This window comes from Rhizobium sp. PP-F2F-G48 (assembly GCF_004342335.1).
Lineage (GTDB): Bacteria > Pseudomonadota > Alphaproteobacteria > Rhizobiales > Rhizobiaceae > Ferranicluibacter.
On the sequence record NZ_SLVH01000006.1, the window covers coordinates 1 to 22,024 of the forward strand.

17 protein-coding genes and 2 pseudogenes are annotated in these 22,024 nt (G+C 62.0%); 8 read left to right on the plus strand and 11 right to left on the minus strand.

What is annotated here, in order from left to right; translation table 11 throughout:
- Window positions 1-748: pseudogene (locus C8J36_RS14670) on the plus strand (IS3 family transposase); the annotation flags it as partial.
- 262 nt (window positions 749-1,010) lie between these two features.
- On the opposite strand, the gene C8J36_RS14675 reads toward C8J36_RS14670, so the two are convergent.
- From C8J36_RS14675 to C8J36_RS14700, 6 genes and pseudogenes are all read right to left on the minus strand, one after another.
- Window positions 1,011-1,439, minus strand: coding sequence for a hypothetical protein (locus C8J36_RS14675; RefSeq protein ID WP_132535964.1), 429 nt, complete (start codon window positions 1,437-1,439; stop codon window positions 1,011-1,013).
- A 3-nt stretch (window positions 1,440-1,442) separates the two neighbouring features.
- Window positions 1,443-1,880, minus strand: coding sequence for a hypothetical protein (locus C8J36_RS14680; protein WP_132535966.1), 438 nt, complete (start codon window positions 1,878-1,880; stop codon window positions 1,443-1,445).
- 67 nt (window positions 1,881-1,947) lie between these two features.
- Window positions 1,948-2,715, minus strand: a pseudogene (locus tag C8J36_RS14685) (DNA adenine methylase).
- A gap of 1,615 nt (window positions 2,716-4,330) precedes the next feature.
- Complete coding sequence (locus tag C8J36_RS14690) at window positions 4,331-4,861, minus strand: SMI1/KNR4 family protein (RefSeq protein WP_165915059.1); 531 nt, start codon at window positions 4,859-4,861, stop codon at window positions 4,331-4,333.
- 182 nt (window positions 4,862-5,043) lie between these two features.
- The gene (locus C8J36_RS14695; RefSeq protein WP_165915060.1) at window positions 5,044-5,679 is read right to left on the minus strand and encodes a LysE family translocator; all 636 of its coding nucleotides are present in this window, start codon (window positions 5,677-5,679) and stop codon (window positions 5,044-5,046) included.
- Between the two features lie 321 nt (window positions 5,680-6,000).
- Entirely contained in the window at window positions 6,001-8,013 is a 2,013-nt protein-coding gene (locus C8J36_RS14700) for a methyl-accepting chemotaxis protein (protein ID WP_132535972.1), read from the minus strand.
- Window positions 8,014-8,307: 294 nt separating this feature from the next.
- Between C8J36_RS14700 and C8J36_RS14705 the strand changes: the two genes are divergently transcribed.
- From C8J36_RS14705 to C8J36_RS14720, 4 genes are all read left to right on the plus strand, one after another.
- The gene (locus tag C8J36_RS14705) at window positions 8,308-8,604 is read left to right on the plus strand and encodes a hypothetical protein (protein ID WP_132535974.1); all 297 of its coding nucleotides are present in this window, start codon (window positions 8,308-8,310) and stop codon (window positions 8,602-8,604) included.
- A gap of 205 nt (window positions 8,605-8,809) precedes the next feature.
- Entirely contained in the window at window positions 8,810-9,019 is a 210-nt protein-coding gene (locus C8J36_RS14710) for a KTSC domain-containing protein (RefSeq protein ID WP_062595751.1), read from the plus strand.
- 350 nt (window positions 9,020-9,369) lie between these two features.
- Complete coding sequence (locus C8J36_RS14715) at window positions 9,370-10,083, plus strand: class I SAM-dependent methyltransferase (protein WP_165915061.1); 714 nt, start codon at window positions 9,370-9,372, stop codon at window positions 10,081-10,083.
- Window positions 10,084-10,232: 149 nt separating this feature from the next.
- Window positions 10,233-10,550 carry a hypothetical protein gene (locus tag C8J36_RS14720; protein WP_132535978.1) on the plus strand — a complete coding sequence of 106 codons (318 nt, stop codon included), beginning with the start codon at window positions 10,233-10,235 and terminating at the stop codon, window positions 10,548-10,550.
- Between the two features lie 13 nt (window positions 10,551-10,563).
- Here C8J36_RS14720 and C8J36_RS14725 read toward each other — a convergent pair whose 3' ends face one another.
- Together C8J36_RS14725 and C8J36_RS14730 are read right to left on the minus strand one after the other, a co-directional pair.
- The gene (locus C8J36_RS14725) at window positions 10,564-11,625 is read right to left on the minus strand and encodes a DUF4105 domain-containing protein (RefSeq protein WP_132535980.1); all 1,062 of its coding nucleotides are present in this window, start codon (window positions 11,623-11,625) and stop codon (window positions 10,564-10,566) included.
- A 209-nt stretch (window positions 11,626-11,834) separates the two neighbouring features.
- Window positions 11,835-13,013 carry an alpha/beta fold hydrolase gene (locus C8J36_RS14730; RefSeq protein ID WP_132535981.1) on the minus strand — a complete coding sequence of 393 codons (1,179 nt, stop codon included), beginning with the start codon at window positions 13,011-13,013 and terminating at the stop codon, window positions 11,835-11,837.
- Window positions 13,014-13,325: 312 nt separating this feature from the next.
- On the opposite strand from C8J36_RS14730, the gene C8J36_RS14735 reads away from it, so the two are divergent.
- Together C8J36_RS14735 and C8J36_RS14740 are read left to right on the plus strand one after the other, a co-directional pair.
- Window positions 13,326-14,078: an outer membrane beta-barrel protein gene (locus tag C8J36_RS14735; RefSeq protein WP_132535982.1), complete on the plus strand. Its 753-nt coding sequence runs from the start codon at window positions 13,326-13,328 to the stop codon at window positions 14,076-14,078.
- A 155-nt stretch (window positions 14,079-14,233) separates the two neighbouring features.
- Window positions 14,234-14,692 carry a hypothetical protein gene (locus tag C8J36_RS14740; RefSeq protein WP_132535984.1) on the plus strand — a complete coding sequence of 153 codons (459 nt, stop codon included), beginning with the start codon at window positions 14,234-14,236 and terminating at the stop codon, window positions 14,690-14,692.
- Between the two features lie 53 nt (window positions 14,693-14,745).
- Here C8J36_RS14740 and C8J36_RS25350 read toward each other — a convergent pair whose 3' ends face one another.
- Both C8J36_RS25350 and C8J36_RS14750 read right to left on the minus strand, forming a co-directional pair.
- Entirely contained in the window at window positions 14,746-17,493 is a 2,748-nt protein-coding gene (locus C8J36_RS25350; protein ID WP_245506576.1) for a hypothetical protein, read from the minus strand.
- Window positions 17,494-17,734: 241 nt separating this feature from the next.
- The gene (locus tag C8J36_RS14750) at window positions 17,735-19,033 is read right to left on the minus strand and encodes an adenylosuccinate synthase (protein ID WP_062595757.1); all 1,299 of its coding nucleotides are present in this window, start codon (window positions 19,031-19,033) and stop codon (window positions 17,735-17,737) included.
- 295 nt (window positions 19,034-19,328) lie between these two features.
- Here C8J36_RS14750 and C8J36_RS14755 point away from each other — a divergent pair, with 295 nt between their 5' ends.
- Window positions 19,329-20,219, plus strand: a complete 891-nt coding sequence (locus C8J36_RS14755) for a DMT family transporter (RefSeq protein WP_062595758.1) — start codon at window positions 19,329-19,331, stop codon at window positions 20,217-20,219.
- Window positions 20,220-20,376: 157 nt separating this feature from the next.
- On the opposite strand, the gene serA is transcribed toward C8J36_RS14755, so the two are convergent.
- Complete coding sequence (gene serA, locus C8J36_RS14760; protein WP_062595759.1) at window positions 20,377-21,972, minus strand: phosphoglycerate dehydrogenase; 1,596 nt, start codon at window positions 21,970-21,972, stop codon at window positions 20,377-20,379.
- Window positions 21,973-22,024 lie beyond the last annotated feature (52 nt).

The window sequence follows — 22,024 nt, forward strand, 5'->3', positions numbered from 1 at the left end:
ACACCTCGACATACCACTACAAGTCCCGCCGCACCGGACAGGCCCCACTCGAACGACGCATCAAGGAGATTTGTGAGACACGCGTGCGGTATGGCTACCGGCGTGTCCATGTTCACTTGCGCCGCGATGGATGGAAGATCAACATGAAGAAGACACGCAGGATTTACAGCGAGTTAGGGCTTCAGCTGCGCAACAATCATCCGAAGCGCCGGGTCAAGGCAAAGCTCAGAGACGATCGCAAGGAGGCTGTCGGGCCGAACGACGTCTGGGCGATGGACTTCGTTCACGATCAGCTCGCGACCGGCAAGAAGCTGCCTATCCTGACCGTGGTCGACACGCACTCGCGCTACTGCCCGGCCGCCGACGCCCGCTTCACTTACCGGGGCGAGGATGTCGTCCAGACACTGGAAGGCATCTGCCGGAAGACCGGCTATCCCAAGACGATCAGGGTGGACAACGGCAGCGAGTTCATCTCCCGCGATCTCGACCTGTGGGCCTATGCCAACAACGTCACCCTGGACTTCTCACGGCCTGGCAAGCCGACAGATAACGGCTTCTCGAGGCGTTCAACAGCAAGCTCCGGGCGGAGTGCCTGAACGCTCATTGGTTTCTGACACTTGCGGATTCCCGCGAAAAATTGGAGACTTGGCGTCGATACTACAACGAGGAACGTCCTCACTCGGCGATCGGATATAACGTCCCGATTGACCTGCATAATCCCGGTGGCGCAACCAGCCAGCCATCGTGATCAGAGCCGGAAAACTCTAGTTCCCGGCGGTCCAAAGTTTAGTCCCAGAGCAGATGTGACGGACCCTACCAAATTCTGGAGGAAGTTCAGGGTCTCAGGTCAAATCAAAAGCTTCCGGCAAATTCCCGCAGGTTCCCAGATATTCCCGGTAATTGCAGATAGCGGTGACAGACAACAACGCGAAATTGGAATTTTTACTTTTCTGATCTGGTTGTCGAAAATGCCTATGAAGGGACAGAGGTGGCCTTTAAAGGGTTGGCATCTACTCAGACAAATGAACCGTCTGTAGTGACTGAAACTTTTCAGACCTTTTGTTGACACCTTTAGCCGTCCAGAAGGCCGCGTCTTCTGCATAATCCAACGAGCTTATCGTCGAGGGCAGCGGATAGATGTGTTCAACTGCTTTCTTTCCATCGCTCTGCAGCAGATAGAATGGGATGATCTGGTCTATATGGTACTTTTGTTTACGAGACACGTTTTTCAGCAGGGCCCTAGCCAAACGGTCAGCAATTAGCGTCCCCATCGCATTCCCACGGTAGAACACAGCATTAGCGAGGATCTTCTGCCAATCACGACGAAGCTCAGGCCTGAACACAAAACCAGCTGATGCATCTGCCGGTACCTTTTCCAGCATAGGCCATGGGGATGCGTGCATGAGTGAGTCTATGTCGATAATCAGCAACCTCTTCACGCCTCATCTTAAAAGGATGGGGGCCAAAATGAAGCGGGCAGCTGTGTAATAAAATGAAATGTTGCTCGACGGATGCGAGTCCCGGCAATCATCCGTCGTGAAGCTCAGCCGCTTATGCCGTTCTCGAAGCAGCGCTGCGTGTTCTATCGTCTCCTCGCTGGGGTTCAAAAGGTGGATATGCAGAGCGGGCATGTCGCCATCGCGCTGCATGGAGGAGAGTAGGCTCAAACCGAACTTGCGGAAGTACACATCGTCGCATGCGACCAGGATCAGGTCATCGACAGCTTCAGATGGCGGCATTTCACCTCCTATACGAGCCTCGAATGCGGAGAGCATGCCGCGCCCGTAATCTGGGTCGCGGACTGCCCGCCGCGTTCTCAACCAAAGGCCCCAGCGAGAGGCCAGCGAATGCTTTCTACGTTTTGGTTTCCGTTCGGTCATAACTTTATCCCGCCTATAACTCGGATATGCACCCATCATACGCTACTCATTACACGGCTCAGTTACCCTAGCGGCGTATGCCTCGCACGATAAGCTCGCGTGCTGACTTACCTTTACCGCCTGCAACAGAGTAGAGCAGATCGACGTCAACAACGGGCAATCTGCGAAAAATTTCGCGAATTTCCGAAACGGCGTTGATGGATAGGACGAAATCGCCATTCGGCCGGCTGAGCCGTTCGGCCTTGGCCTCGAATTGATCACGGCTGAATAAACTAGGACCATAGTCGCCCTCTTTCCCGAAATATGGCGGATCGAGGTAGAACAGCGCACCCGGCCGATCTTAGAGATCGATGAAGCCCAGCCAGTCAAGGTTCTCGATCACAATCCCCGCAAGCCGCTCGTGAACATCCTTCAGAAACGGGGCAAGCCGGGTCAGATTGAAGCAAGCCCCACCCTCATGACTAACGCCGAAGGTTTGGCCCGAAACCTTGCCTCCGAAGGCTAGTTTTTGGAGATAGATGAAACGCGCAACGCGTTCGAGATCGGTAAGGGTGGACGGGTCACAAGCCTTCAGGCGTTCAAACTCGCGCCGGCTCGTGATCTGGAATTTTAGGCAGTCCATGAACTGCGGATAATGCCCCTGCAGGATGCGAAACAGGTTCACGATGTCCCCGTATCGATCATTCATTACCTTGTGGCGAGGCGCCGATCGGCGACGGAAGAACACACCGCCTATGCCAACGAAAGGCTCGGCGTAAGTCGTATGTGGGATATCGGCAATCATCTTGACAAGACGCGTCGCCAAGATCCGCTTGCCCCCAACCCTAACGCAGATCGCCCAGCACTCACTTCGTTACAAAACAATGATTTGAAGAACCGTAAAGGCGCTTTGAGGGTTTTTGAAGCTCTCTTCACAGAAGCACGCAGATCTGGAGGAAATTGACACGTCGGGCAAATTTCGGGACCGTCGAGCTGTCAAAAACTGTTGCGCGACATCACGAGCGAGCGTCGCAAAAACCGTTATCAATCAATGGCTTCCCGCAAATTCCCGCACGTTCCCGGATATCCCGGTAATTCCGGATAGCGGTGACAGACAACATTCAGGCCGAGTGGACTCATCATGCACGGAACGACACGTCGGATCGCAGAGGGCACCTTTGTCTCTGTCAAACGACGGATTTTGGGCCCGGTGCGGACATGTGGCTTGTCTCGAACGTCGCTGTCACTAAATATAGGCGGAACGATGAGGGACAGTGGTTGTGCGATCATCGCACAGGCCGGGCATAACATGCGATTGAAACGTCGTACTTTACTGGTTGTGGGAGGGTGGACAATGACGGGTTCAGCAGCCACGGGCCGGAACGCGCCCCGATCGCGTTTTAACGGCGACCTCTTGGCGGACTACTTCCAGATATACGTGAGAGACCAGGATCATCCTGAACTACCCACCAATTATTCAGAAGACTCCATCGCCGCTCGCTTGATGACAAATCCATACGCCGCTATCGTACACACATCGCGCGACATGACTGTGCCGGTCAGCATAGACTGGTATGACGTGCGACCTGAGGTAGAGATCGAGCGGTATCAGCATGTTGTAGAGGGCGGCTTCAGTTGCCCATCTGGAGTTTTGGTCGTGGCTGGCCTGACAGACTACGAACCGACTGCCCAAAGGCTTCCTGTGATGGCTGGACCCCTCGGACTCCGGGTGAACATGTCTGGCCTGGACTCGATCAGCGACGACGGCCTCGATGGAAACGATCGGTACCTTCTCCAGCTTTGGCCTGAACCAGGCGTATCAGGTCCACGTGTTCTTAAAGCGTGGGTGGACCGATAAACGCCTTTGCTGACGAGACGCCGACCGCCACCTATCCATCGATCCGGAACAGCTTTCCGATCAGCAGGCGTGTTGCTGCAGATGCACCTCAGGCGATGGCGAATGCACCCAGTGAAAACGGGCCGAGGTACCATCACGACGACGAGAACGTCCCGACCGAAGTCGGGATAAACACCCAGAGAGGCATTCCTTCCTGTTGATTCGGATCGGACTCATGCCGCGGCCCCCGTCGGCCGAAGCCGTCGAAGGGTACGTTGAACGCGCGCTGTCGCTCTCAGCGAAACTCCAGGAATAAACTCAGTCCGACCAGACCGAGGGTAGCAATACACCCTAACCACGTTACCCAGCGTTTGCGATCGCGCCGCCGGAGCCACTCCCACAATACGTCGACCAGAACGTCGATAGGTCCCAACAGCTTTCACTCCAGCACACGTTACCTCACTTTCCCGACCTGAACGTATCACAACATTCGACAGCTTGATAACGATGTCCACGTTACACCTCGGTTGAGCTGCGCACTGCTTCGCGACCCGCCTAGACGTGTCCAGGGCTTCGATGTCTCCTATTGCCACGCAGCGGAAGCCGCCTTCTAGCTCGAAGCTGACGAGCATGTTCAAAGATAATCTGGTGTTAAACCTGCAACAAACTGTTCGAAGGTATCGGCCACAAAGCCAACCTGGTCCCAACCGTATCCTGCAGAACCAAAAGTCTCAGCTTTGATTTTTAGGTACAGTATTCGACCGTAGGTGTTTTCGTTGAGATCGATCAGGCAATGCCCGTAACCGTCGTCGAAGGTCAGGGGATATAGCCGCTCGGGCAACCTCGCCCCGGAGTTGTTGTAAAGCGGATCGACATAACGCTGCAATGCCTCGTTCATCTTGGAAGGGCTCGCAATGAATCCGACATCAGCCATCTTCTTTTTGCCGTTTGGAAATTCCACTCTTGCCTTGAATCCAAAGATAGCCTTGTTGCCGAGTGCCCTTGAACCGTACCTTTCCCAGAAGAACTTGAGAGCATCAGGCAATCGAACGTTTTGCGCCCGTTCGAATTCTTCAATGTCCTGCGGGGAAACAGGCTTCTGAGGTCGATCCATCTCATCCGCCTTCTCAAGAAGCGACAGGAGGCTTTCCGGCAAAATCAGCATTCGGCTCTCCATCGATCTTTGGGTTGAGGTAGGTCTTGCTATTCCAGAGTGCAATGTCGGCCATTGCCGCTTTTGAACCATGACGGCATTCGGCCCAAGCGGTCGACGCCGCGAATATCACCTGCTGCACCGCGTGTGATCTGTGCTGGGGGGCGGCAGGGTTGCGTTAGAATGACTGTGAGTCAGTCTCTGGCCAATTCGTAGGCGGAGAAAGTAAATACCAACCCCAATGTGAAGTCGATCCACCTTCGGGAGCGGCTATAAATTGAGATCATACTCGGCGTTGAAAACACTATTGCTATGAATGTGTAAAAAACGACAGAAAATCCAATTGTGCCCCCGAGCACTGCGAATATTGTCCAAAGCGGCGCACCCGGTTCGATAGCAAGAGAAATTATAGCTACCCAAGTAAAAACTGCCTTTGGATTTGCCAGATTTAAAATGCACCCATGTAAAAACACGTTTAAATTTTTATGCCGCTTTAGGGCGACATGGCTTACTTTCAGATCATAGCTTGAAAAGGCCGATCCGAATGATTTCCAAGCGAGATACAGCAGGTACAAACACCCCAAGATGCGGACAATGTCGAGTATCCCAGCATAGGCGACCAGCAGAGTCGACAGCCCAAGGAATGCAAGGGCTCCCCAGATAAGCGCACTTAGTGCGATACCCAACCCAAGCGCGATTCCAGCCTTCCGCCCCGATTCCATAGCTGTTCCCATGGTGGCCAACATCGCTGGCCCTGGACTTATAGCGGAGACAATATAGGTTGTGTAAGCGAGCATGATACCCGGCCAATAAGAATGGATCGAACTCATATTGCTCTCCATGAAATCACAAACGGAACTCGCTTTTAACTTTGTTTCAGACCAAGTTGTTGATGTCTAGAAGGCTGATGTAGCTGAGACGGTTCCTGCCTATCTAGCGTTGCAGACTAAGGATATTGGCGGCAATCGCAATGACCGCAACTGGCGCAAAGCGGCCACTCCTCTCCCATTCTCCTCCCCGTCTCGCGCTGCAAAGCCCACGCGTCCAGACACCACGACATCTTCGAAATCGACACACCGTCCAAAACAAAAAAAAGCGCCCCCAGCCATGCCGGGAGCGCTCTTGATCGTCACACGCACAAAACCCTTCGCTTAAAACTCTTCCCAGTTGTCGGTCGAAGGGGCGGCGGCCGTGGCGGCGGGGCTGCGGCCGGTGAAGGCCTTGGCGATCTTGCCGACCATGCTGCGGGCGGGCGAGGCCACCGGTGCGGAGCGGGACGAGGCCGAGGACAGGGTTGCCGCCGTCTTGCGCAGGGCGGCCGTCTGGGCTGAGGGATTGCCGGCGCCGTGACCCGCAAACTGACCAGCACCCTGACCAGCGCCCTGGCCGAGCTGGAACTGGCTGATCAGTTCGCGCAGCCGGCCGGCTTCGCTGGCAAGCGTTGCCCCGGCGGCATTCGCCTCCTCGACCATCGCGGCGTTCTGCTGCGTCACCTGGTCCATCTGGTTGACCGCCGTGTTGACTTCGGCAAGCCCGATCGACTGTTCCTTGGCCGAGGTGGCGATCGAGTCCATATGCTGGTTCATCGTCACGATATACTGGCTGATCGTCGTCAGGGCTTCGCCCGTTTCGCTGACCAGCTTGACCCCGGTCCCCACTTCCACGGAGGAGTTGCGGATCAGGTCCTTGATCTCCTTTGCGGCCTTGGCGGAGCGTTGTGCCAGTTCGCGCACTTCCTGCGCGACGACGGCAAAACCCTTGCCCGCCTCGCCGGCACGCGCCGCCTCGACGCCCGCGTTCAGCGCCAGGAGGTTGGTCTGGAAGGCGATTTCGTCGATCACGCCGATGATATTGGCAACCTCCGAGGACGACGCCTCGATCTTGCGCATCGCCTCGACGGCATTGGCGACGACCGTTCCGGATTGCGTCGCGCTGGTGCTCGCCTGGACGGCCACGGACCGTGCTTCTTCCGCCCGCTTGGAGGAATTCGACACGTTGGCGGTGATCTGGTCGAGGGCGGCTGCGGTTTCCTCCAGCGAGGCCGCCTGCTGCTCGGTGCGCTTGGCAAGATCGTCGGCGCTCTGGCTGACTTCCCGGGCGCCGCTGTCGATCGAGCTTCCGGCCTTCGCCACATCGGCAAGCGTCGTGCGCAGCTGGGAAATGGCGAGATTGAAATCGGCGCGCAGGCTTTCGAAATCGGCGGCAAAGGGCTGCTTCAGCTCGAAGGCCAGGTCGCCGGAGGCCATGTGCTTCAGGCCGTCGGCGAGACCGTTGGTCGCCTGCGCCATGGCTTCGGCGCGCGTGCGCTCCGCTTCGGCCGTGCGTAGCCGCTGTTCTTCCGTCAGATGCCGTTGCGTCGCGGCGTCCTCTTCCAGCTTGGCATTGGCCTGGGCGTTCGCCCGGAAGACCTCGACGGCCGCGGCCATCTCGCCGATCTCGTCCGTGCGGCCCGCAAAGGGAATGGCCGTCGCGGCATCGCCGCCGGCAAGACCGTTCATGGACCCCGTGATCGCCTGGATCGGCCGCGCGATCCCGGTGATCGCAAACCAGATGGAGCCGGCAATGACGAGGGCTGCGGCGATCAGCATCGCGACCGTGACCGTGAGCGCCTGGACATAATTGGCCTTGCTCAGCTCATAGGCGTCGTTGGTGCCTTTCGTGTTGATCTCGACCAGCTTGGCGATGCCATCGCTGATGCTCACCTGGAGGGCGCTCATATCCGACAGGAGGATTTTCTCCGTCTTGACATCGTCATTGGCTTCCGACGCCACTTTGAGAGTCTTGGCAAGCTCGGCGTATTGTCCGTAGTCTTCCCGAACCTTCTTCGTGATCTCAAGCTCGATCGGATAGGTATAGATCTTGTCGTAGTCTGCCAGCGCCTTGCTCAGACGGGCGTTGGCCTCCTCAAGATCGGCTTCCGCCCGCTTTTCGCCATCTTCAGCACTGGCAATCACGTGATCGCGCAAGGCGACGTTCACATCGGTAAAGGCGATGTCGGCATCCTTGGCGAAGCCCAGGCTGGGCATCCAGTTGCCGGCAATGTCGGCCGTGCTTCTGTCGAGGTTCGCCATGGTGCTGACGGCGAACGCAGAGAAGCCTGCGAATATGAGACCGATCACCGAAAGCACGATGATCAAAGCGGTTTTGATCTTGGGGCGGGTCATGAAAACACTCGACGCGTGCCGGAGGCAGCTCATCTGCATTGCACGTCTTAGCTGCCGGCGTCTCATGCCGACACCGCACCTTAGCGTTTCATCGGTTTATTCGCGATTAACGATCGAGCGGCGAAGTGATGGACGCGTTTTAACCCGATCTCAACGCGCGAGCAGAGGGAAACCGGGATAAAGCTTCCATGGCGAGATCATTTCCCTCGGAATCGCCCGTTCTCGTCCTCGCGGGACTCGACTTTCGCCCCGGGAACCATATTCTAGATTGCAACTGTATGTCTGGAGACCATCGTGAAAAAAGCGCTTATTCTTGCCCTCTCCGTGTGCGGCTCGCTGCTGTCCGTCACGGTGGCTTCGTCTGCCGATCTGATCCAGGACTACCCCGCAAAGCGCTACGAGCCGCGTGCGGCCTATGTCGCGACGCAGGTCGATTGCGAGCGGCTTCGGATCGACTATCGCTTTCCCTATCCGCGCTACACCGAGGTCGTGCAGGTCTGCTTTCCCCCGGTGGATATGACCCCCTCGGGCATCAGCGGCACAGGCGGCGGTGGTCTCATCTACGCAAGCGACCGCTCCGGCAACCGCTGACATTGCCGCCAGCAGTGGATCGGCAAGGATAAAGCCCTTCGCATCAGTAATGGCGCATCCGTAACGGCGCATCAGTAAAGGCGCGTTCGGGGCCATGGGCAGCGGGCGCGCCGACGTCACGGTGTCTTTACCATTCTTCATGGGAAGCCCTGTAACGATTTTCGGGCAACCTGCTTTCGATCACACAGAAAGCGGGACGCCTTTCATGCAGCAGCTTCCAGTCACCTCCAGAATCATCACCGCGGTTTTCTTCAATCCGGAAGACGGCCAGCTTCATCTGCGGTTGAAGAACGGCGAGGAGCGTCGCTTTACCGGCGTCGCCGAAGCCGATGTGCAGGCGATGATCGAGGCCCCCTCGCCGGGCCAGCATTATATCGACCATATCCGCACGAAGTTCCCGAGACTGGCCGCCTGATCGGTTCTCGCAGCGTCCCGGGGGGTGCCGGAAACGGGATCCGGTCTTTCTCCCGTCGAAAACTCCCATCGAAAATCCGGCCTTCCGGCCAGGGATGTTCGATGGCGCTTGTTTCCGGTTCGCGGAATGCGATCGGCCCGAAACCGCATGAGACAGGAGGCTCCGGCCGGCCTGTCCTTGCACTCTCCGGCTTCTGCGCGTAAACGCGGTGTACTGCCGTCAGTTCACCTGTCCCGTCGCAGCGATTTCTGGTTGCCACGGCTTTCCGAGATGCCTAACCTATATTCGAGAGATCGAATATGTGGGCATCCGCCCGAGACAGGCTGAAACTGCCCATTCGAGGGGTTACCGTGTCGACGTCCAGCATCAACAGCGAGCGATATTCCGGCGCGGATTATCTGGCGGAAAACCCGACCTGGCACGAGGAGGATGCGCCTTGGAAAGCCGGGCACATCGCCCGCATTCTCCGGGCCAACGCGGTCGATCCGCAGAGCCTCTGCGAAGTCGGCTGCGGGACCGGGGCCATTCTTGAGGTCCTCGCCCGGGACTTTCCGGCGGCCGCGATCGAGGGGTTCGAGATCGCACCGGCGGCCTATGAGCGAAGCCTGCAAAGGACCTCGCCGCGTCTGTCCTTCACACTCGGAAGCCCGTTTGAAAGCGACCGGCGGTTCGACCTGTGCATGGCCATCGACGTCATCGAGCATGTGGAAGCCCCCTTCGACTTCGTCCGCGCGATGAAAGCCATCTCGGATCGTCAGGTGTTTCACATCCCGCTCGATATGAATGCGCTCGCCGTGGGGCGGGGCTGGGTTCTGGAAGAGGCCCGGGAGAAAATCGGGCATCTCCATTACTTCGACCGCTCGTCGGCGCTGGCGCTGCTGCGGGAATGCGGGCTCGACATCGTCGACAGCTTTTATACGCCCTGGGCGATCGACCAGTCCGGCAAGACCTGGAAGAAACGGCTCGCGGCCTATCCCCGCCGCATCGCCTTCTCCCTCGCGCCGCATGCCACGGTTCGCATGATCGGCGGCTGGTCCCTGATGGTTCTCACACGGTCGCGATGACGGCATGTGAGCGTCCGGCCCCCTCCGTCTAGACGAACGGCGCGGCTTCAGTCGGCACAGGCTTCGAGAGAGGATCATGCGGCACTGCGCTTTGTCGAGCCGTAAGCCCTGAGCCCTAAGCCCTAATCCACAGACACCGAGAGCGCCCGATGGACTGGACCTATATCCAAGCGAATTTCGACTGGGCCGGACATATCGTCGAGGCGATCGTCATGGCGGGGATCGTGGCGGCGCTGTTCTGCGTTCTCTTCGAGCGGCGCGTGGCGATCCTCATGGGTCTGACCTTCGCCATCGGACATTTCCATGGCCGGGAAAAGCGCGATTTCGAGGTCAGCGTGAAGATGAAGCCGCCGCATCTCGAGGGCTACGAGATGTGGAAATGGTCCTTCGACCAGATGACGGATTTCTGGCCGACGGCGCTGGTGATCCTCGCCATCGCCGTCTTCGTCTACCGCCGCCGGCGCTGACGCACCGACAGGCTCAGGGCGTGCGCGCGGCGCGGATGATCGTGGAATAGTCGGGACCGTTGGTCGGGTGCGCCTGCGCCTTGGCGCTGATGGCGGCTTTCGCGCGCAGCGCCTTCTCCGGCAGTTTCCAGAGCGTGGCATTCTGGTCGATGAGATAGCTCGGGAGATAGCCCGACAGCAGGATGCGCCAGTCCATGGGAATGCCGGGCGTCACCAGACGGGCGAGATCGAAGATCACGGTGGTGCAGTTGCTGGTCAGCGTATCGTAGAATTGCGGCATCTCGGCCCGCGCATTGGCGGCGTTGACATAGGTGAGGAACAGGGCGGCGGCGGCCTGCCGCGGCAGGGCCAGGGGATAGAGATAGGTATCCTCCCGCCGCATATTGGTTCGCAGATACAGGATGTCGCTCTCGTCCGCGGCGATGAAGGCGAGCTCGTAGCTCTTGAAGAAGCCGGCGATGGAGGAGAATTCCTCGGTCGTCTCGCGGCGGATCTCCACCGAGAAGACCACGTGCCGGCCATCGGCAAAACTGAAGCTGACCAGCGTATGGGCGATGGCGTCCATGCCCCAGTAGGACAGGATGAGATCCGTGCCGGTGATGGTGTCGAGATCGTAACGGCGCGTCTCCCACAGCGGCTCGGCATCGCGCTCGCTCGTCCAGCGGAAGTTGCGCACATTGTGAAGCGTGACGAGATTGCCCGCTTTCCTCGCAGCGCCCTCACCCGTGTCGCCCTCACCCGTGTCACCCTGAGTTGGCCCGATCGTGCCCGTCACCGTGCGGGCGACATCCGGCGCCCAGTCGCGATCGAGCCGCGGGCGGATCGTCTGCCACCAGAGCCCCACGGCGATGAGCCCGACGAGGAAGATGCCGATGGCGGGCAGCGGATGCCGCCGGCCGAACAGCACGAGGCCGACAATGAACACGACCCAGAGGCAAACCGCGCCGCCGCGCACCAGCCCGTCGCCCGGAATGCGGTACCAGAGCGCCAGCGCCGTCCAGCCAGTGGCGAGCAGCGCCAGCAGGAGCAGAAGGATGCCGACAAGGCCGGTGGCAAGGGTCGTGATCAGGCGCATGCAGGAAACCTCGTGAAGGAACGATGCCGATGGGGGTGCATCCGCAGAGGCTTAACTAGAGCATGTCTCCCCAAAGCGGAGTCGCCTTCGCCTCGCAGACTGCGGGAAACCGGAGATCCAGCGCATGTCGCGCGAAAGCGGGCCGCGGTTTCGCGATGACGACATGTTCCAAATCAAGGCGCCAAGGCAGGGCCCCAAATCAAGGCGCCTCAGCGCGGCGACAGGATGCGGCCGGCGACGGTGAAGGGGCTCGCCACGACCTGACCCGCCGCATCGAGAATGAAGGCACCGACATCCGTCGGCGTCGCCGCACCGGGCCGGCCGAGCGCGCCGATCTGCGGGGCAAGCGCCGCAAGGCTCGCATAGCGATCATGGCCGAGGCCGTCCGGCGCATCGAGCGAGGTGATATCGACCACGAGCACGCCATAGGCCCTGGCCGTCTCCCGCACCTTGGGATCCTCGACGTCGAGCCGCCCGACCCGCGGGCGCGCACCGCTGAGCAGGCTCGATGCCGCCAGCGCCTCGTCCTGCGGCGAGACGAGCAGCACCAGCGGCGACCGCAGCCGGCCGATCACATCCATCTGCCGGCGAAACAGATCCGCGTCGATATCGGGAGCGGCCAGGACGACCGACAGCTTGTCGAGCACATCCCCGCGATCCGTCAGTCGCAACTGGCGCACCGATTCCATGATGAGAAAGCCGCCCATGCTGTGGCCGAACAGCAGGATCTGGCGCACCTTTCCCGTTTCGCTGAGCGCCGCCATCAGCGAGACCAGATCGTCGCGCGAAAACAGCACGGCATCGCGATCGGCGAGGTAGCCGGACAGCGCGCCTTCCGACGGCCAGGAAAACAGCACCGGCATCGCCTTGCTGCGCGAATCCGCCGCCATCTGCGCCAGCCGGAACACGCCCTCCTGATAGCGATAGTTGAAACCATGGACGAACAGACCGACCGTGCCGTCGAATCCCGGCTGGGCCACGATGGCGGCCACCATGCTGCGCTGGTCGAGCCTGCGGCGTTCGCGCACCGTCATCGCTTTTTCAGGGTCCGGATGCGTGGACGGATATTCGATCGCCGCCGGCTTGTGCGATGCGGGGATCGACAGCCGGTAGCGCTCATAGGTGAGTGTGCGAGCACGGCCGCTGTCAAAGCCATCGCCGTCCCGCTCGCGATTGGTGACGGCAAAGAGCGTCAGCGACCTGGCCCCGGATGCCGCCTTGGTCGGCTGCCCGGCCGAAACGGCCACGCGATCGGGCACGGGATCGAGCACGGCCGCCGGTGGCCGGTTGGCGCAGCCGGCAAGCCCGGCAAGGACGGCGAGCAGCAGGAAACGGACGGCAAAGCGGACACGCGGCAAGGCGGCGGCACCGGCGTGGATCGCGGTCATCAGGTTTCCCCAAACGTTCAAGCTTACGGTTGTGCAGGCGGGCGCGCGCACCCCGGGAAAGGCTGCGCACACGGTCTGGCGCACCATAGAGGGATGCCGCGCGCCTGACCATCTCGCGCTTTCATCCTCAAACATTTTCCGACACACGCCAAGGGCGCATTCGTGACTTTCATGCAACAGCCCCATTTTTCGAGATCCTGTGCGCCGTGATTTACGCGGATCTCCTCTACACGCCGAAAAAAATCCGGCTACTTACCCATCACACGACGCACATAGACTGGTGGCGCCGCCCTCTTTCCGAAGGATATCTTCATGACCCGTTTGACCAAGATCCTGCTGGCTGGCGTCGCTCTCGCGGCTTCCGGCTCCATCGTTCGCGCTGCCGATCTGACGGAGCCGGTCGGCCCGGTCGTCGTTGAAACCAGTGGCGGCTTCTACCTCGGCTCGGTCAGCAGCCTGACCTTCCTCGACGACACGTCGTTCGATGTCGGTGGCTTTACGGTCAACACCGACTACGACGTCGGCTACTACACGGGCGTTCGCGCCGGTTACAGCTTCGGCGAGATGGGCTTCGTCACGCCCCGCATCGAACTGGAAGTCGGCATGGGCAACGCGTCGGTCGACAATCACAGCGTTCGCGGCATCGGTCCCCTCCCCTCCATCGACAGCTATGGCGATGCCCGCACCATCCAGGGTTATGTCAACGGCTACCTCGACATCCCGCTCGGCGGCGCGCTTTCGGCGATCACGCCTTACGTCGGCGGCGGCGCCGGTGTGATGAACCTCGAACTGCGTCGCCAGGGCGCTGTCGGCGGCGGCTTCGGCGCCACGCTGATGGACGATGACGACACGCGCTTCGCCTACCACCTGGACGCCGGCGTCGGCATCAACATCCAGGAGCTCGGCCTGTTCACCAACTTCGCCCTGCTGACCAACACCACGTTCGACATCGGTTACCGCTTCACCGCTGCCGACAACTTCTCCTTCACGGCCCGCGACGGTTCGCGCTCGGAAACGGATTTCCGCAGCCACGCCATCATGGTCGGCTTCCGCAAGACCTTCTAAGGGCTCTTCGCCCCCTGACTGCAAAAAGCCGGCTGGTCCCACCAGCCGGCTTTTTCGTGTCGTCTTGATTTTAATAGGCGTCCGGTCGAGTTTGGGTCGAAGACCGAGGACAGGCTTGCCGACAGACAGCCCGACAGGAAAAGGCACGACCGCTCGTGACACCCGCAGACTTTCCGCCGCCCGCAACGGGGACGACGACGCCCCTCCCCGTTTCGGTTGAAGGTCGCGCCTGCCGGACCTGCACGCTCTGCTGCCGCCTGCCGGATATCGACGCGCTGGACAAGCCGGCCAACGCCTGGTGCCGCCACTGCGCTGCCGGGCGCGGCTGCACCATCTATCCCGAGCGTCCGACCCTCTGCCGGGACTTTCTCTGTGCCTGGATGACGCGGCCGGATCTCGCACCGGAATGGGACCCGCTGGTCGCAAAAATGATGGTCTACGAGCAGGGACCGCAGACGACCGTGCTGGTCGATCCCGATCACCCGACGATCTGGCAGCAGGCGCCCTACAAGGCGCTGCTCGCACGCTGGGCCGCAGAGGCCGAGGCGAAAGGCGGCTATGTCGTGCTATTCGTGGGCGACGACGTCTTCAAGATCGAGCCGTCCGCCGGGTGATGCCGGGCGCCGCATCCGGGACCGCGCGAGGCGATCCCGGACGGCCATGACGGCTAGTTCCCGGCGGGGCGTGCCTGGCTCCAGGCGGCGAGCGCCTTGGTGAAGGCCTCGGTGCCGGCCGTCCCCTTTTCCAGCGTCAGCAGCGCACGCCGGCCGTTGCGATAGGTCAGGGGAATATCGATCCAGGAACGCGTGCGCATCAGGTCGAGATTGGTGGTGACGGCCTCGGGGAAATCGTTGAGGGCGATCATGTGGAAGTCGTCGGTGATCTTCGCCGGCACCGCGATCAGCGGATCGCCGCGATCCTGCTCGTTGCGCTTCATGGCGACGCGCTGGACGCTGTCGATGCTGCCGCCCTCGAAGTTCTCCGGCAGCGAGAACACGAACTCGATCGTATGGCTGGCCGGCAGCGACGTGTCGGTGTTGCGCTTGATCGTCATCAGCGCGGTCAGGCCGCGATCCGGCACGGTGATCTGCGCCTGGATGACCGGTTCGGGACGCTGCCCGGCTTCCGGCGCTTCCTCCTTGAGCGACCACGCCACGCCGCCTTCGATGGCGGTGGGGGCCGTCTGGCCGAGACGCTCCTCATAGAGGAACATCTTCTGGGCGCCGGCCGGCATCTGGGTCGTGGCCTCGTCCGGCGCGCCGGTCGGGCTGACCGGTGGGGTCTGCGCGTCCGTGGCCGGTGTGGTCCCGGGGGTGGTCTCGGGGGCGGTCTCGGGTGTCGTCTCCGGTCCGATGCCGGGCGTGGTCGCCGAGGGGTCGGCCTGCGCCGTATCGGGCGTCGTGACCGGTGTTCCCGCCGCAGGCGGGGTCGCGGTTGCCGATGCGTCGGCCGTATCGACAGGACGGCTCGCCTCGGTCTGGGCGGCCACGGATTTGCCTTCCTGCGCCGCACTTTCGCCGGCCGGCGGCTGGGCTGCACCCTCGTCGACCTCGCTGCCATCCGTCTGCAGGCGCTGGGTAAACTTGGTGTTCGGCTCGGCCGAGGCGACATCGGTCGTCGCATTGCCGCTGGCGGCGGTTCCCGACGCCGCACCGCCGGTGCCGGTCGCCGAAGCTCCACCATTGCTCGCGGTCGGGGGCGCCGTGTTGAGCGAGGCGATCGTCTCCGTTACCCAGCCGTTCACCGCATCGCGGTTCATCCAGTAGGCATATCCGCCGCCGCCGAAGACGAGCAGGAGGACGAGCACGGAGACGATCCGCTTGATGCTGAAGGCCGACTTGCGCGGCTCGGCACGATAGGAGGCCGGACGACGCGGCGCGGCCGGCGCCTCGGTCGGATCGAGCGCCGAACGGCCAGTCTGGGCGGCGGCCGCAGCGCCGCCGGCGGCAAGCAGACTGTCGATTTCGTCCCAGTTCTGCGGCGGCGGCGGCTCGTCGCCGGCCTCTGTCCGCTCGGTCTCATTGCTGCGATCGACCGGCCAGGACCAGTCGGACACGGCAGGCTCGACGCTTTCGGGTTCCTCGGGGCGGACCTCCTGCTGGAAGGGATCGGTCTCGTCCAGCGCCCAGGAATGCGACGGCTCGCCCTCGGGCGTCAACCCACCGGACACGGCCGGCAGGACGACCGGCGCGGCATCGGCGAGCGTCTCGTCCCGCCAGTCGTCATGGGGATCGGCGGCCTGTTCGGCCGGATGGGTCTCGACCGCTTCCGTCCAGACGGGCTCGATATGGCCGGTGACCGGCGTGGCGGCATGATCGCCGGCAAGCTCATACGTCTGCTCGGCCGGCTGTTCCGCGGCTGGCTGTTCCGGGATGGGCTCGACAATCGGTTCGGCCACCGGCTCGGCGACCGGCTCAACTGGGGCCTCGTTCCATTCCGGCAGATCCCAGCTCGCAGGCGGCATGGCGCTGACATCGCTCGACGCTGCGACCGGCTCCACGACGGGTGCGGGCTCATAGGACACCGGCGCGTGCGCCGGCTGTTCCGGCTCGATGGTCTCCGGCTCGATGGTCTCCGGCGCGATCGAGGCCGGTTCGGCGTCTGGCTCCGGTGCGCTGTAGGGGAGATAGGCCCACTCTTGGACCGGCTCCTCGACGGGCGCGGGCTCCTCCAGGGGCTCGCGCTCATCGGTGACCGGCTCGGGCTCGACGGTATCTTCGGAGGCGACCGTGTCGTTCTCATCGACAGGCTCGACGGCCGCGTCGTCCGGATGCGAGACCGGTTCCTGCAGATAGGAAAAATCCTCGACCGGCGCAGAGGCCGCTTCCGGCTGATACCGATCGGCGTCCGGCTCGGCGACGGGCTCGGAATAAACCTCGGGCGCGTGATAAACCTCAGGCTCCGGCTCGGAATACGGCTCATAGGCCTGCACGTCTGCGGCTTGCGCAGGTTCGTCGTCATAGACGGTATCCGTGGCAGGCGCTTCATAGACCGGTTCGGGCGCCACGTCCTCGACGGGCTGCGGCTCGGAATACGGCGCATCTTCCGGCTCAGGCACGATCGGCGCGGCTTCGACCGGCTGGTCCGGCGCCACATGCGTGACGTCGTAGGGCACGGGCGGCTGCTGGAAGGCAACCTCGGCCGGCGCATCCTCAACGGCGGGAGCGGCTTCGGGCTGCGGGTCTTCGGCCTGCGAGTATTCCGGCGCCGCATCTCCGGGCGCCGTATTTTCGGGAGACGCGCTCTCGGGTGGGGCGTCGTCGACGGGCACGAAAGCCGGGGCGGCAACCGCTGCGGCCGCAGCCACCGCATCCACTGCCGGCGCTGCGGCGTGGCTGGCCTCCACCTCGGTGATGGCCGCTTCGAGCTTGCCCATCTGCCGGTCGATCATCTCGTCGGAGGGACGAGGCTTCATGCTTTCAAGCTGACGGCGGACGGCGCCTCGGGCCTTTTCGTATACCCTGGAGCGCATGTCCGGACTGTTGTCGGACAGGCCGTCCACGGTCCTGCGAATAACTGCTACAAAATCCGCCATCGAAAACTTTCTTTCAACCCTTCGGGGTGATTAAGCCGATACTTGATATGGCGCAAGCGCGGGATCTCTGCAAAACCCGCGCTTTTCGCCTTTGTCATCACCCCGTTACAGGCTTGTTAACCTAGTCCTCAAACGGATCGGTAACAAGTATCGTGTCGTCGCGCTCCGGACTTGTAGACAGGAGAGCGACCGGTGCGCCGATGAGTTCTTCCACCTGGCGGACGTATTTGATCGCCTGGGCCGGCAGGTCGGCCCAGCTGCGCGCGCCGACCGTGGACTCCTGCCAGCCTTCGAGCGTCACATAGACGGGCTCGACCCGGGCCTGGCTGGCCTGGCTGGCCGGCAGATGGTCGATCTCGACGCCGTCGAGCGTATAGCCGACGCAGATCTTCAGCTCCTTCAGTCCGTCCAGCACATCGAGCTTCGTCAGCGCGATCCCCGTGATGCCGTTGGTGGCGACCGACTGACGCACGAGCGCCGCATCGAACCAGCCGCAACGGCGCTTGCGCCCCGTCACGGTGCCGAACTCATGGCCCTTTTCGCCGAGGAACTGGCCGATCTCGTCGTGAAGCTCGGTCGGGAACGGGCCTTCGCCGACGCGTGTCGTATAGGCCTTGGTAATCCCGAGGATATAGCCGAGCGATCCCGGACCCATGCCCGAACCGGCAGCGGCCTGGCCGGCCACCGTGTTGGACGAGGTGACGAAGGGATAGGTGCCGTGGTCGATGTCGAGCAGCGTGCCCTGCGCGCCCTCGAACAGGATGCGCGCGCCCTTGCGGCGCAGGCGGTCGAGCAGCAGCCAGACCGTATCCATGAACGGCAGCACGCGCGCGGCGATCGAGGACAGCTCCTCCATGATCGCGGCATGGCTGACTTCGGCTTCGTTAAGGCCGCGGCGCAGCGCATTGTGATGGGTCAGCAGACGATCGACCTTGGCCGGCAGGGTCGAGAGATCGGCCAGATCCATGACGCGGATGGCGCGGCGGCCGACCTTGTCTTCGTAAGCCGGGCCGATGCCGCGGCGGGTGGTGCCGATCTTCGTGCCGCTGTTGGAGGCCGCATCCTCGCGGATACCGTCCAGCTCGCGGTGCAGCGACAGGATCAGCGTCGCATTGTCGGCGATGCGCAGGTTTTCCGGCGTGATGGTGACGCCCTGCCCGTCCAGCTTCTCGATCTCGGCGATCAGCGCATGCGGATCGATGACGACGCCATTGCCGATGACGGCGAGCTTGCCCGGACGCACGACGCCGGAGGGCAGCAGCGACAGCTTGTAGCTGGTGCCGTCGATCACGAGCGTATGGCCAGCATTGTGCCCGCCCTGGAAGCGGACGACGACATCGGCGCGTTCGGAGAGCCAGTCGACGATCTTGCCCTTGCCCTCGTCACCCCATTGCGATCCGACAACCACGACATTCGTCATTTCGTTTTTCCTGTCTGCAAGCGCGCGTTTTCATCCGCGCTCATCTTCGCCTCGCACGAAAACGCCCTGCCTCGTCCGGCAATGAGCGCCCGCACCGACCCATGGTCCTGCATCCCGGCCCATGATCCGGGGCTGCAAACCCGCGCATCTATACTGCCTCGTTTTTTCAAAAGCTATTCCGTTTGCCCGGAAATCAGGGCTTTTTGCATGGCAACGCCGCGCTTTACGCGATATGCAGCGGAAAGGGCGCGTCGCGAAACGCTCGGCCCCACCTGTGCGAGATGGAATTTCAGCCTTGAACATCCAGGCCTATCTGATCCTTGCCCTGACCACCTTCATCTGGGGCGGCAACTCCGTGGCCGGCAAGATCGCCGTCGGCCATGTCAGCCCCATGCTGCTGACGGGCATGCGCTGGATGATCGCCTGCGCACTGCTGCTCGCCATCGCCGTTCCCGCGCTGCGCAAGGACTGGCCGCTGATCCGCCGTCACTGGCTGCTGCTCTTCAGCTACGGCGCCGTCGGCTTCACCGCCTTCAATGCCTCGCTCTATTCCGCCCTGCAATATACCAGCGCGATCAATGCCGTGATCGAGCAGGCGGCGGTCCCCATCGTGATCTTCGCCATGAATTTCGTGCTGTTTCGCACCGGCGTGTCGATCGCCCAGTGGTTCGGCTTCGTGCTGACGCTGTTTGCGGTCGCGCTCACCGCCTCGCATGGCGACCTCTCGACCCTGCTCGCGCTCGACCTCAACCGCGGCGATGCGCTGATGATGTTCGCGGTGCTCGTCTATGCCGGCTATACGGTGACGCTGCGCTACAAGCCGGGCATCCACTGGAAGAGCCTGATCGCCGTCTCCGCCTTTGCAGCGCTTCTGAGCAGCGTGCCCCTGATGGTCTGGGAAAGCACCGCCGGCGCGATGATCTGGCCCGACACCACCGGCTGGATCATCGTCGCCTATGCCGGCATCTTCCCGTCGCTGGTCTCGCAGATCCTCTATGTGCGCGGCGTCGAGCTCATCGGCCCCAACCGCGCCGGCCTGTTCATCAACCTCATCCCCATCTTCGGCACGCTCCTCTCGATCGCGCTGATCGGCGAGACGCTCCACACCTTCCACGTCATCGCTTTGGTTCTGGCGCTCGTCGGCATCGCCGTTGCGGAAAAGGGGCGGCCGAAGGCGCAGGCTTAGGGCGCCTTTGTCTCCCCCGTCCCACTCTGCGGTCCCGCCCTACCTTCGTCATTCCTGACCTGACGACCGGCGCAATGCCGCGCCTTCACGCAAAAGCGCCGGACCTCACAAGAGATCCGGCGCTTCCAATCCTGTCGTCACGCGTTTGCGCGTCGGCTTACTCGACGTTGAAGACCAGTGGCTTGGCGTGGCGGATGGCCGGGTTGTCGGTGAGGGTCTGGAGGAGGCTGTCCGGTACGGGGCCATCGACATAGAGGAGCGCGATGGCGTCGGAGCCCGCATCCTTGCGGCCGAGCTGGAAGTTGGCGATGTTGACGCCGGCATCGCCGAACGTCTTGCCGATGAAGCCGATCATGCCGGGAACGTCGGTGTTGGTGATGTAGACCATGTGGCTGCCGACGTCGGCATCGAGGTTGATGTCCTTGATCTGGATGAAGCGTGGCTTGCCATCCGAGAACACCGTGCCGGCGACCGAGCGCGTCTGGTTGTCGGTCGTCACCGTCAGCTTGATGTAGCCGTCGAACACGCCGGTCTTGTCGCGCTTGACCTCGGACAGGATGACGCCCTTTTCCTTGATCATGATCGGCGCGGAAACCATGTTGACATCCGACACCTGGCTGCGGATGAGGCCGGCCAGCGCCGCGCTCGTCAGGGCCTTGGTGTTCATGGCGGCGGTGGAGCCGTCATAGAGGATCTCGATTTCCTTGATCGCGCTGTCCGTGACCTGGCCGACGAAGGCGCCGAGCACGTCGGCAAGACGGATGAACGGCTTCAGGATCGGGGCTTCTTCCGCCGTGATCGAGGGCATGTTGATTGCGTTGGAGACGGCCCCCTTGACCAGATAATCCGACATCTGCTCGGCCACCTGCAGCGCGACGTTCTCCTGCGCTTCCGTGGTGGCGGCACCGAGATGCGGGGTGCAGACGACGTTCGGCAGACCGAACAGCGGGCTTTCCTTGGCGGGCTCGGTCTCGAACACGTCGAAGCCGGCGCCGGCGACATGGCCGGACCTGATGGCTTCGGCGAGCGCCGCCTCATCCACCAGACCGCCGCGGGCGCAGTTGATGATCCGCACGCCGGGCTTGGTCTTGGCCAGCGCTTCGGCATTGAGGATGCCGCGCGTCTTGTCGGTCATCGGCACGTGCAGGGTAATGAAATCGGCGCGGGCAAGCAGCTCGTCGAGTTCGACCTTGGTCACGCCCATTTCCTCGGCGCGCTCCTTGGACAGGAAGGGGTCGTAGGCGACGACGTGCATCTTGAGGCCGATGGCGCGCGAGATGACGATCGAGCCGATATTGCCGGCGCCGATGACGCCGAGCGTCTTGCCGGTGATCTCGACGCCCATGAACTTGGATTTTTCCCACTTGCCGGCCTGCGTCGAGGTATCGGCGGCGGGCAGCTGGCGGGCGACGGCGAACATCAGCGCGATCGCGTGTTCGGCCGTCGTGATGGAATTGCCGAACGGCGTGTTCATGACGATGATGCCGCGGCGCGAGGCCGCGGGGATATCGACATTGTCGACGCCGATGCCGGCGCGGCCGATGACCTTGAGATTGGTCGCAGCGGCGATCAGCTTTTCCGTTGCCTTGGTGGCGGAGCGGATGGCGAGGCCGTCATAATTGCCGATGATCTCGGCGAGCTTGTCCTTGTCCTTGCCGAGCTGCGGCTGGAAATCGACATCGACGCCGCGATCGCGAAAGATCTGGACGGCGGTTTCCGACAGTTCGTCGGATACGAGAACGCGAGGTGCCATGAGAGGCCTCCACTGGTAAAACGTCTTCAAAAAAACAGGGATGATGCGGTGC

Excerpts from the sequence above, each read along its gene's own strand:
- C8J36_RS14730 (WP_132535981.1), bottom strand. The coding sequence starts at position 13,013 with ATGACCGCGATCCACGCCGGTGCCGCCGCCTTGCCGCGTGTCCGCTTT.
- C8J36_RS14695 (WP_165915060.1), bottom strand. The coding sequence starts at position 5,679 with ATGAGTTCGATCCATTCTTATTGGCCGGGTATCATGCTCGCTTACACA.
- serA (WP_062595759.1), bottom strand. The coding sequence starts at position 21,972 with ATGGCACCTCGCGTTCTCGTATCCGACGAACTGTCGGAAACCGCCGTC.
- C8J36_RS14690 (WP_165915059.1), bottom strand. The coding sequence starts at position 4,861 with ATGCTGATTTTGCCGGAAAGCCTCCTGTCGCTTCTTGAGAAGGCGGAT.
- C8J36_RS14700 (WP_132535972.1), bottom strand. The coding sequence starts at position 8,013 with ATGACCCGCCCCAAGATCAAAACCGCTTTGATCATCGTGCTTTCGGTG.
- C8J36_RS14680 (WP_132535966.1), bottom strand. The coding sequence starts at position 1,880 with ATGACCGAACGGAAACCAAAACGTAGAAAGCATTCGCTGGCCTCTCGC.
- C8J36_RS25350 (WP_245506576.1), bottom strand. The coding sequence starts at position 17,493 with ATGAAGCCTCGTCCCTCCGACGAGATGATCGACCGGCAGATGGGCAAG.
- C8J36_RS14750 (WP_062595757.1), bottom strand. The coding sequence starts at position 19,033 with ATGACGAATGTCGTGGTTGTCGGATCGCAATGGGGTGACGAGGGCAAG.
- C8J36_RS14725 (WP_132535980.1), bottom strand. The coding sequence starts at position 11,625 with ATGCGCCTGATCACGACCCTTGCCACCGGCCTTGTCGGCATCCTTCTG.
- C8J36_RS14710 (WP_062595751.1), top strand. The coding sequence starts at position 8,810 with ATGCAGCAGCTTCCAGTCACCTCCAGAATCATCACCGCGGTTTTCTTC.
- C8J36_RS14735 (WP_132535982.1), top strand. The coding sequence starts at position 13,326 with ATGACCCGTTTGACCAAGATCCTGCTGGCTGGCGTCGCTCTCGCGGCT.
- C8J36_RS14720 (WP_132535978.1), top strand. The coding sequence starts at position 10,233 with ATGGACTGGACCTATATCCAAGCGAATTTCGACTGGGCCGGACATATC.